General features: G+C 62.9%; 2 protein-coding genes. Both read right to left on the bottom strand.

What is annotated here, in order from left to right:
• Nucleotides 1-10,106: peroxidase family protein (locus DM872_RS17855; RefSeq protein WP_179060726.1), on the bottom strand; the 10,106-nt coding region annotated here is incomplete at its 3' end.
• Nucleotides 10,107-10,919: 813 nt separating this feature from the next.
• On the bottom strand, nt 10,920-12,491 hold a 1,572-nt coding region (locus DM872_RS17850), incomplete at its 5' end, for a calcium-binding protein (RefSeq protein ID WP_179060725.1).

Below are 12,491 nucleotides of genomic sequence, written 5' to 3'. Positions count from 1 at the left end.
GTCACGCTGGTGGCATCCGTCACACCCACCAGAGTGATGCTGTTGGCGCCGATCGCCACCCGGGTATCCGCCCCGACATCGGTGATCACCACGTTGGCTGCGAAGTTTGCCGCGGTGATGCCCAGGGACGCCACGTTCAGCAGGTCCTGGCCACCCACCGGGTTGGCATCGAAGCTGAGGACGCGATCCTGGCCGAAGTTCCCGCCGAACACGAAGGTGTCGTTGCCCGCGCCGCCACTCAGCGTGTCGTTACCCGCACCACCGTTGAGCGTGTCGTTACCCGCACCGCCGTTGATGGTGTTCGCCAAGGCATTGCCGGTGCCGCTGAAGTTGCCGGCGCCTCCCGACAGCAAGGTCTCGACGTTCGCCGCCAGGGTGTAGCTCGCCAGGTTCGTCCACACCGTGTCGGCGCCCTGGTTCGCCAGCTCCATGACCACATCCCCGGCTTCCGTCACCACGTAGATGTCGTCCCCCTGTCCACCGATCATGGTGTCGTTGCCGGAACCGCCACCCAAGGTGTCGTTCCCGAGGCCACCCACGAGCATGTCGTTACCGGCACCGCCTTGCAGCACGTTGTTACCGTTGCCGCCCCGGATCACGTTGGTCACGGCGTTGCCATTACCGGTGAAGCTCGCGGCACCGCCATAACTCAGGTTCTCGACGTTCACACCCAGGGTGAAGGTGGTCAGCGTTGTCCACACCAGGTCGGTGCCCTGCCCGTTCTGCTCGACCACCACGTCGCCCGCATCGCTGACCACGAAGGTGTCGTCACCCAGACCACCGGCCAGGGTATCGTTGCCCGAACCACCATCCAGCGTGTCGTTGCCGGCCCCACCCACCAGGTTGTCGGCGCCGGCGCCGCCCATCAGGGTGTCGTTGCCGACGCCACCGGTAATGGTGTTGGCCAGGACGTTGCCGTTGCCGGCGAAGTTGCCGCTTCCGCCATAGACCAGGTTCTCGACGTTGGCGGTCAGGGTGTAGCTCGCCAGGGTCGTCCAGACCAGGTCAGTGCCCTGTCCGTTCTGCTCGTTCACCACGTCGCCGGGATTGCTGACCACGAAGGTGTCATCGCCCAAGCCGCCGGACATGGTGTCGTTGCCGGCCCCACCATCGAGCACGTCGTTGCCCGCGCCGCCACTCAGCGTGTCGTTGCCGGCCCCGCCACTGATCAGGTCGTCACCGGCCGCACCGGTCAGCGTGTCATTGCCAGGCCCGCCGTTGAAGATGCCACCGACCCGCGCCGTCGCCAGCGACGCCACCGAGTTGTTGAAGCCACTGTCATCGACGTAGCTGGTGACCACCCGCAGGAACAGCCCGACCTGCGCCGTTCCCGGCGTGAAAGTGGCCGTCGTGGCACCACCGATGTTGCCCCAGGTGGTGCCGTTGTTCGACGACTGCCACTGGAAGCCGAACACCGAGGTCGTCGTGCCATCGACGTCCGCCACCGTACCCCGCGAGGCCGTCAGCAGCTGGTTCTGGGTCGGCGTGGTATCGCTGATCACCGGTGCCCCCGTCGGCGCATCGTTGACCTGCGTGGCCGAAACCAGTGCCGAACCCGCCGAATAGACAGTTTCCAGCACACCGTTACGATCCTTGTAAATGGCCTTCAGGCGCAGCGACAGCCCGGCCAGGTCAGCAGTGACCCGGAAGGTCGGCCCCGTGACCACATCGTTATCGCCACCGGCGTTCAGAGTCTCGATATCGACGTACACGCCATCGCCGTTGTCCACCTGCCAGTAATACGCCACCGGCCCGGTGATGACGCCGCCCACGTTGTCTGCATCAGTCACTCCAGCGATGGAGGCACGTAGCAGGGAACCCACCTCGGGGCTCGGATCACTGAGCGATGCTAGCCCGGCCGGACCGCTATTGAGGCCAGGGCGCGTAGCGAAGGCCTGATCGGCGAATTGCAACCGCTCGACATTGGTCAGCCGGTCGACGCCATCGCGACCATCCACGGTATCGGTGACGGTGATGATGTCATCCGAGAAGTCCAGGGTGGTTCCGTTGTTGTTGATGTCGACCTGGTACTCATCGAAGTTACCGTTGAACACCGCCGTGTCGTAGTTGAAGCCAGTGCCGTTGAGTATCTCGCGAACAATGGTCAACTGGCCTGGATTGACCAGTCCGGACAACGCGGCCTGAGCCAGAGTCAGAGTCGCTGCGGTTCCCGCCAGAGCCCCCGACTTATTGGTGATCACCGCAGTGAGGTGGTCGGCCGTACCGATCTCCACACCGCCGTTGCGGATGCTGATGCGCGTATTCAGCCACTTGTCGCCATCGATCAGGTCATCGCCGCCACCACCAATGAGCAAGTCACTGCCATTGCCGCCGAGCATGATGTTGCCCGCCCCGTACGACGTCACACCGGCGCCGAGGAACTCCTGCAGCCCTGTGATCAACGAGATGTTGGTCAGCACGCTGCCGTAAGCGCCTTGGGTAGCAATGGCTGCGGTATCAGCGTCGTCGCCCCGCAACATGTCGCTGAAGCGGGAACCCGACAGACCCTCGGTAGACTCGAAGCGCGACAGTACCGAGGTGGAACCGGGGGCGACAGGAGCCTCGTTGAAGGCCCGCAGGCGCATGTCGATGTTGATTCCCGCCGGGTCATCGCGGAAGGCCGCCCAGTCGAAGCCGGACATCCCGACATAGCGGTCACCCTCGCCGCCGTTGCCCATCATGATGTCGTCGCCACCCTCGCCGTCCATGCGATCGATGATGCCGAACTCACCGTAGAAGACGTCGTTGCCGATGATCGGATCGTTGCCGAACGCGTCGAAGTTGTCGCCCGCGGCGCCATCGGCCATACCGTGCTGGATCCAGTCGTGGCCTTCGTTGCCGAAGCTGAATTCATTGGCACGGCCGGCCAGAATGAAGTCGTCGCCAACGCCGCCGAAGAACTCCGACTCGTCCTCCAGTTTGATCATGAAGTCGTTGCCGAACCCGCCGATCATCAGGTCTATGCCGTTGCCAGCCTGGATGACGTCGTTGCCCTCGCCGCCCTGGATATTATCCTCGCCGCCCCGGTCGGTGAGGATGTCGTCGCCGGCACCGCCGAACAGGAAGTCGTTGCCGTCGCCGCCCTCCAGGCGGTCGTTGCCGGCATCGCCGTGCAGGGTGTCGTCGCCGATGCTGGCGATCAGGGTGTCATTGTTGGCACTGCCGCCCAGTACGACGTGGTCCTCGCCGCGATACTGCAGGAAGTTCGTGCCCCGCTGCACCAGCGGGAGCAGTGCATTGGTACCCGTCGGGTCGTCCCGCAGGCTGACGCCGAGACCCGTGAACTGCGCAGCCTGGTTGACCTCCAGGGTGAACGCCGGGGTCGAGAAGATATCCCCCGGCAGGTGCAGTGCGTCGGTATTGGCCATCACCAGCTTGGCGAACGAGTTGTTCTCCAGTTCAGTGAGGAAGTTCAGGCCGGCGGTGCGCTCCAGGTAGTAGAAGCGGTCGCCGTCCTGGAGTTTCTCCATCTGGTTCTCGAACACGAAGTTGAAGGTCGACCCCAACAGGCCACCGAAAGGCATCTGCCGCTCGGCCAGGCCACCGATCCACAGGTCGATGTCATTCACCCCGGTGGTGGCTGCCGGACCGTTGAGGAAGTCCAGACGGTCCGCCGGTGCGCCATCTCCACCGAATACCAGGAGTACGGCGGCGGCACGCTTGTCGGCCATGGTCGCGGCGCCGGTGATGCTGGCGTGGGTGCCATAGGCGGCGATGAAGTTCACCACGGATTCCTGGTGCTTCAGGTTCACCGCGAAGTCGAGCCAACTGGTATAGGGCTTGAGTTGGGTATCGCCGGTCGCGTTGAAGAACTCCTGGCGCGCCATGTTCAGGGTGGGTACGCCGGTGTCACGGCCGCGGGCCAGGTTGATGCTCGGCAAGTCCAACGGCAAGCCCAGCAGGTTGTTGCGTAGGGCCTCGGTGACGAACTCGTCGATCTCGTTGGCCTGTTGCCGGGTCATCCCGCGGATTATGGCGCCTGCCGCCTGATCGGCGGACACCTGAACCGTGCCTCCCGCGCCGTTGCTCAATGTATTGAACGCAAGCGGGTTGAGGAAGGCAGAGATCAGACCCATGGAGCTGTCATTGGCAAAGGTCGGATCGAAGCGGTCCACGGTCTCGGTCAGCATCGAGTGGCCGAAGCGGTAAACGACGTGGGCGAATTCCGCGACGATGGCCGGGTTGATGTTGGTGTCGTAGACCTGAGTCGGCGCGAAGAACACGTCCACCTGCGGCTGCACCTTGCGCGCGAACTCCTCGAACACCAGGTGCTGGTACTGCATTTCAGTGGTGAAGCGCGCAGCCTGGAACAGCCGCTCACCATCCCAGACACCGGGCGAGAGCTGCCACTCGGCGATGAAGGCCGCGTCGTTGCTGGCCAGCACCACAGCCTTGATGTGCTCGACCATGCGGTTGTGCTCCGCGTGGAACACGTGGTGCACCGCGGTCAGACCGATGTTCTCGTTGCCACGGCCATCGCCGGTGATGAAGTGCTCGTTGAGCAGTTCGTCGTCGTAGAAGCCCACTGGGGGCGGCGAGTTCGGTGCGTTGACGACACCGTCCGTGTCCGCCTGCAGCGCCTGGTTCGGTGTGTTCGGGTTGCCATCATGGTCGCCGAACGGATTGGCCGAATGCGCAATATCATCGAGGAAGGCGTGCCCGGTACGGCCGGCCAGCGATGCGTCGATGGGCGCGGCGGGCGTGCCGGAGTCCAGGCCGCCGAGTGTGACGATCTGCGCGAATCCGGTGGCTGGATCGGGGATGAACTTGCCGTAGGCATCCGTGGCGATCAACGGCAGGTTGAGCACATCCTGGTCGTCCAGTTCGATGCCCAGCATGGCCCGGGCCTGCGCCTTGACGTCAGCCCAGGTAGGCAGGCCGCCGGGGGAACCGTCGGGGTTGGTGCCATCCAGCATGCGCCCGGTGGCGACCGGCCGACCGTTGGCATCCAGCACGTATTCGCGCAGGAAGACCTGGTGCGACGGGTGCGAGGTGTAGGTCTGGTTCTGGTCGACGAAGGGCGTGGTCTGGTTCACATGGACATGAATGTCATCCGAAGTGCCCAGGTCACCGTCCGCACCGGCCTGCACCGCCGTGGTGGAGGCACGGGTCATGACCATGAAGGCGTTCTGCGGCAACACCTCATCGCCGTTGCCGGCAATGCCGTCGCGACCGTGGGTGATCAGCGGGTCGTCAGGTTGCAGCGGAATGAACACCAGGCCGTTGCCACCTTTGCTCACCAGGTCCAGGCCATGGTCGAAGAACTGGCCGAACAGGGTGAACCAGGAGTTGAAGCCCGCCGACAGCCCCTCGTCCGGAGCGGTGTTGGGGATGAACAGCGGCTGACCGCGCGGAATCTCGATGCCATTGCCATCGAGGATCCTCGGCGTGCCATCGGCATTGAACAACGGGACACCCGCGCCATCGACCACCCGGGTGCCAAGCCCGCCATCGAGGAAGGCCTGCACGGCCGCCGGGTTGGTGATGGTCTGGTCGACAATCAGGTTCGAGATAGTACGCGGATCGCTATCCACCACGCTGCCGCCCGGTCCGGACGTGGCGTAGTTGGTGTTGTCCACGCCAGCGAAAGGAGTCTCATCGTTTTCGTTGCGGAAGAACTGATCCAGCAAGTTCGGGAACGGCTGGTCGGCCGCGCCGAAGTCCTCCTGGCCCGGAACCAGGTTGTTGAGGCTGCCATCCACCGTCCGCAGGCCAAATGCGCCACGGGTATTCGGCAGGATGTCCAGCAGGTTTTCGCCGGCGGAATGACGTTCGGCAATCTTGATCTGGTCGAGGATGAACTGAAGGTCCCCACGGATCAGGTGCACACCGCCATTGATGGGCTCAGTCGGGCTTTCGACCGGGATTACAGGCGGCGCGGGCGGCACCACTACCCCGGTTACATCGTTAGTCGGTGCGGAGAACGCGGTTTCCAGGACGCCTTCGTCATCCTGATAAATCGCCTTCACGCGAATCGCCAGGCCGCTCTGCTCGGCGGTGACGCGGAAGGTGCCACGGGCGGCTGTCGCCGGTACGTCGCCACCTTCGGTGACGATGTCCTGGAAAATACCCGAGTTAGCCGCGGTCTCGACCTGCCAGATGAACGTGATCGGCCGACCGTTGAGGGTGCCACCATCGTTGTCGGCGTCGGTGACCCCGGCCACGGAGGCTATCAGCAATTGACCGACTGACGGCGTGTTGTCCACCAGGCCGCTGGTGGCATCGCGGATGCTCAGCTGGCCGGTGGGCAGGCTGTTGGCACCACCGAGGACCAGCGTCTGATCGGCGAACTGCAACCGCTCGATGTTCAGCAGGGTATCCGAGCCCTCGGTGCCGACGTTGTCGGTGACCGTGGTCACGCCATTGACCGTGGAAACGGTGTAATTGTCGCGCTCGCCACCAAACACCGCGGTATCGATGCTGTTATCAGAGTCCAGGATTTCGCGGACGATGCTCAACTGGCTCGGGTTGATCTCGCCGGACAGCATGCGCGGGATCAGCTCTTGGATGGAGAGCACGCTCGTCACGTTGGCGTTGCCGGTGACCTGCACCCGCACGTTCAGCCAGCGGTCACCATCGATCAGGTCGTTGCCACCACGACCTTCGATGATGTCGCTGCCGCCACCGCCGAGCAGGATGTTGCCGGCACTGAAGGAAACCACGCCGGGGCCGAAGGCATCGTCGAGCAGATCCTGCAGTCCGTCGACCAGGTCGATGTTGGTCAGGGTGCTGCCGAGCTCGCCATCGGTGGGGATGGTGGTGGCATCAGAGTGATCGCCCTTGAGGATGTCGCTGAAGGAGGAACCCGACAGCCCTTCGACTTCCGCGAAGCGGTCGAGCAAGCCGGCGTTGGAGGCCGGGACCGGCGGTTCCACCAGATCGTTGACCAGCAGGTCGACGTTGACGCCGCGCGGATCGCCACGGTAGGTGGCCCAGTCCCAACCGGACATACCGTCGAAGTGGTCGGAGCCTTCGGAGCCGACCATGATGTCGTCGCCGCCCTCGCCGATCACCTCATCGAAACCGCCGCTACCAACGAAGACGTCATGGCCAGGCACTTCGTCGCGGGAGAACGGCGAGAAGTTGTCGCCGGGCGCACCGTCCTGGGTGCCGATTTCGATCCAGTCGTCGCCTTCGTTACCCGCGGTTTGCAGGTTGCCCTTGGCGCCATAGATGAAGTCGTTGCCGGTACCACCGAAGGTTTCCGAAACGTCTTCGCCAGTGATGATGAAGTCGCTGCCGCCTCCGCCAAGGATCAGGTTGAAGCCGTTACCGGCCTGGATGACGTCGTTGCCCTCACCACCCTTGATGTTATCGTCGCCGCCCAGGTCGGTGATGATGTCGTCGCCGGCACCACCATCGAGGTTGTCGACACCGTCACCACCTTCGAGGCGGTCGTTGCCGCCGTCGCCCCAGAGGGTGTCGTCGCCAATGCTGGAGATCAGGATATCGTCGCCATCGGTGCCGCCGAGCACCACGTGGTCTTCACCGGTGTAGCGCAGATAGTTGGCGTCTGGTCCAGCGGTGTCCGGGTTGTCACGGATTACCAGGCCCAGCAGCGGATTATCGCCAACGGGATCTCCACCGGGCGTCGCGACATCGTCGGCACTTTCGTCTACCAATGGCGTGGTCGGATCATCGCCGAGGATGCCGTCGGCACCGGGGTTGATGACACCGGCATTGAACTGCCGGGCGATATCAACTTCCAGGATCAGTCCGGGGGTGGAGAAGATATCCGCCGGCAACCGGGTGATATCGGTGTTCTCCATCACCATCTTGGCAAAGGAGTTGTTCTCCATCTCGGTGAGGAAGTTCAGCCCCGCCAGGCGGCCCAGGTAGTAGAAGCGGTCACCGTTCTGCAGCGCCTCCATCTGCGTCTCGAAGACGAAGTTGAAGGTGGAGCCGAGCAGGCCACCGAAGGGCATCTGCTTCTCGGCGAGACCGCCGATCCAGAAGTCCACCAGGTTGAGACCGGTTTCAGTCGCTGCCCAGGCACCCGTGCTATGCAGGAAGTCGAGACGGTCCGCCGGAACATTGGCGCCAACACCAAGGACAATTGCCATGGCCGCAGCGCGCTTGCCGTCCAGCGTTGTCTGGCTGGTGATGCTTCCATGAGTCCCATAGGCGGCGATGAAGTTGATCAGCGACGCCTCGTGCTTGAGGTTGCCCATGAAATCAACCCAGCTGGTGTAGGCCTCCAGCTGACTGTCGCCGGTCATGGCGTGGAATTCACGGCGTGCGACGTTGAGAGACGGGATACCGGTGTCGCGACCACGGGCGATGTTGATGGTGGCCAGGTCCAACGGCAGACCCAGGAGGTTGTTACGGAGCGCCTCGGTGACGAATTCGTCGATCTCGTTGCCCTGTTGACGTGTGGTGCCGCGAATGATGGCGCCCGCAGCTGCTTCCGCCGTCGCGCCGCTGGCAGCGAACGCCAGCGGGTTGAGAAACGCCTCGATCAGGCCGATCTCGCTGTTGGCAAACGCCGGATTCAGACGATCGATGGTTTCGGTCAGCATCGAGTGACCGAAGCGATACACCGTGTGGGCGAACTCGGCGAAGATCGCTGGATTGATGGTGCTATCGAAGCCATTGGGCGCCAGGAATGCATCTACGGCCGGTTGCACCTTGCGGGCAAACTCCTCGAACACCAGGTGCTGATACTGCATCTCGGTACCGAACTTGGCGGCCTGGAACAGGCGTTCGCCATTCCAGTTCAGCCCGTCCGGGGTGCCCGGAACGGCACCCACTGGAGTCAGCAGCCACTGGTTGAGGAAGGTCAGATCACCGGAAGCGAGGATCACAGCCTTGGTGTGTTCGACCAGGCGGTTGTGCTCGGAGTGGAACACATGGTGAACAGCCGTCAGGCCGATGTTCTCGTTGGCGCGGCCATCGCCCGCTATGTAGTGGGCGTCCAGCAGTTCGTTGTCGTATGTGGCGGTATTGGCATCATCCACCCCGGCCACTGTGTCGGCATCGACGCCCAGAAAGGCGCCGGTCTGACTGTTGAACGGGTTGGCACTATGGGCGATGTCGTCAAGGAAGGCGTGACCGGTACGGATCGCACCTACCAGGCTGATGGGCGCAGCCGGGTTGCCCTCGACCAGCACGTTGCCGGGGAAGACCACTTGCGGGAAACCGTTCGGCCCCTTGATGAAGTTGCCATACGCATCAGTGGCCAGCAGGGGGACGCTGCCCACATCGGCGTCGGTCAGGTTGATGCCGAGGATATCGCGGGCCTGGGCCTTGACCACCGCCCAGGTGGCCATGCCGCCAAGTTCGATGTCATTGCCGTTGCCAAAGATCCCATCCACCAGGTTGCGGTTGGTAATCAGCCCCCCGGTGGCCACTGGGTCGCCATTGGCGTTCAGTTCATAGGCACGCAGGAACACCTGGTGGGACGGGTGCGAGCTGTAGGTCTGGTTCTGGTCGACGAAGGGCGAGGTGGTGTTCTGGTTCAGGCCGGCGCCGCCGAACTGGGTGGCGCGGGTCAGGATCAGGAAGTTGGTCGAGCTGCCCTGTACGAACAGAGGATCGTCGTCCGCCAGCGGAATAAAGACGACCTCGTTGCCACCCTTGGTCACCAGGTCCAGGCCGTGGTCGAAGAACTGGCCGAAGAATGTGAACCAGCTGTTGAAGGGCGCCGAGAGGCCTTCATCAGGGGTTGTATTCGGCAGGAACAGCGGCTGACCGGCGGGGATAGGCGCACCATCCAGGTCCAGCAACACACCATTGGCGTCCAGTGTGCCGAACCCGGCATCGACGAAAGCCTGGACCGCTGCTGGATTACTGATGGTCTGGTCGACGATCAGGTTGCTGATGGTCCTGGGCTGCGAATCGATTACCGTGCCGCTTCCCTGGTAGCTGGTACCGAATTCTCCGGGACGGAATTCCGGCGTAAGCAGGCGCGGAAAGAGTTCATCCGCCGCACCGAAGGCATCCTGTCCACCGACCAAGTGGTTGAAAGAGCCGTCCACCGTCCGCAGTCCCCAGGGCACCTGGGCATTTGGCAGGAGTGACGCCAGCTCTTCGCCTTTGGCATTCGCCTCAGAGATGAGAATCTGCTGGAGAATGAACTCGAGGTCAGACTTGATGAAGTTGGCCATGTTGTTGTTCCTCAATCCGACAGCAATTAGTCAGGCCGAATCACGCCCACGCGGGTGCGATTCCACGTTTTCTTCGAAGGAAATCGATCGAGCCGGGCAAATCGCAGTCGCGGCCGAACCCGCCAAGCCTTGGAAGTGGCTCAGTTCCGACTGAATGGATTTGTCCCTATCAGCACCGCGCTGGACGGCGGCACTTCAACTCAGGGCTAAGGCGGGCCGTGGAAACGAACCCGAGGAGCGGCACAAGCTGATGGACCATCTGGCCCACTGCGCGAGAATGAATCGATGCTCATTGCGGTGTTCTCCCTAGCACTCTTGTGGCGGGCGCCACAGCGATGTCCCTCAACACTGCTGCGTGCCAAAAAACAGTCATGCTCGTACACACCCTGACTAAAGCCCTGGCCTTCCGCACTGTCAATAAACCGTCAACATATGTTTCTAAATGTAAAAACTAGATAAGTAATTGATTTAAAACATTTAAACGCAAGTTAATCGAAGGAAATGGCATTCAACATGCGGTAGCACTCTTCCAGCAGTCCTGGCACGCTCTTCTCCGAGCTTCTGAAAGTAGCGTTCTAGAGCGGCCGCAAGCCTGCTTCCCATTTATCAGCGGATTACAACCGTTGACTCAAATGAGAAATCCGGGCAATTCAGAGGCATCTTTCTTGCTTGGGGAATGGGGCCCCACCAGCGGGGAAAAACGGGGTAAAAACGAACGTTAAGTCAGCGGAATTCTCCCTGAACAAAAAAGGGGTGAAGCACCAGGTGCTTCACCCCTTCTTCTTTACCGCTTCGTGCGCGTTGGCTGCCTCCTCAGCTGACGACGAAGTCCGCCAAGGTCACGCTGGTGGCATCCGTCACACCCACCAGAGTGATGCTGTTGGCGCCGATCGCCACCCGGGTATCCGCCCCGACATCGGTGATCACCACGTTGGCTGCGAAGTTTGCCGCGGTGATGCCCAGGGACGCCACGTTCAGCAGGTCCTGGCCACCCACCGGGTTGGCATCGAAGCTGAGGACGCGATCCTGGCCGAAGTTCCCGCCGAACACGAAGGTGTCGTTGCCCGCGCCGCCACTCAGCGTGTCGTTACCCGCACCACCGTTGAGCGTGTCGTTACCCGCACCGCCGTTGATGGTGTTCGCCAAGGCATTGCCGGTGCCGCTGAAGTTGCCGGCGCCTCCCGACAGCAAGGTCTCGACGTTCGCCGCCAGGGTGTAGCTCGCCAGGTTCGTCCACACCGTGTCGGCGCCCTGGTTCGCCAGCTCCATGACCACATCCCCGGCTTCCGTCACCACGTAGATGTCGTCCCCCTGTCCACCGATCATGGTGTCGTTGCCGGAACCGCCACCCAAGGTGTCGTTCCCGAGGCCACCCACGAGCATGTCGTTACCGGCACCGCCTTGCAGCACGTTGTTACCGTTGCCGCCCCGGATCACGTTGGTCACGGCGTTGCCATTACCGGTGAAGCTCGCGGCACCGCCATAACTCAGGTTCTCGACGTTCACACCCAGGGTGAAGGTGGTCAGCGTTGTCCACACCAGGTCGGTGCCCTGCCCGTTCTGCTCGACCACCACGTCGCCCGCATCGCTGACCACGAAGGTGTCGTCACCCAGACCACCGGCCAGGGTATCGTTGCCCGAACCACCATCCAGCGTGTCGTTGCCGGCCCCACCCACCAGGTTGTCGGCGCCGGCGCCGCCCATCAGGGTGTCGTTGCCGACGCCACCGGTAATGGTGTTGGCCAGGACGTTGCCGTTGCCGGCGAAGTTGCCGCTTCCGCCATAGACCAGGTTCTCGACGTTGGCGGTCAGGGTGTAGCTCGCCAGGGTCGTCCAGACCAGGTCAGTGCCCTGTCCGTTCTGCTCGTTCACCACGTCGCCGGGATTGCTGACCACGAAGGTGTCATCGCCCAAGCCGCCGGACATGGTGTCGTTGCCGGCCCCACCATCGAGCACGTCGTTGCCCGCGCCGCCACTCAGCGTGTCGTTGCCGGCCCCGCCACTGATCAGGTCGTCACCGGCCGCACCGGTCAGCGTGTCATTGCCAGGCCCGCCGTTGAAGATGCCACCGACCCGCGCCGTCGCCAGCGACGCCACCGAGTTGTTGAAGCCACTGTCATCGACGTAGCTGGTGACCACCCGCAGGAACAGCCCGACCTGCGCCGTTCCCGGCGTGAAAGTGGCCGTCGTGGCACCACCGATGTTGCCCCAGGTGGTGCCGTTGTTCGACGACTGCCACTGGAAGCCGAACACCGAGGTCGTCGTGCCATCGACGTCCGCCACCGTACCCCGCGAGGCCGTCAGCAGCTGGTTCTGGGTCGGCGTGGTATCGCTGATCACCGGTGCCCCCGTCGGCGCATCGTTGACCTGCGTGGCCGAAACCAG

The sequence above is a fragment of the Pseudomonas taiwanensis genome, from assembly GCF_013393345.1.
Lineage (GTDB): Bacteria > Pseudomonadota > Gammaproteobacteria > Pseudomonadales > Pseudomonadaceae > Metapseudomonas > Metapseudomonas resinovorans_C.
The sequence above is the reverse complement of the archived record's forward strand: the minus strand, read 5'-3'. Positions and strand labels throughout refer to the sequence as shown.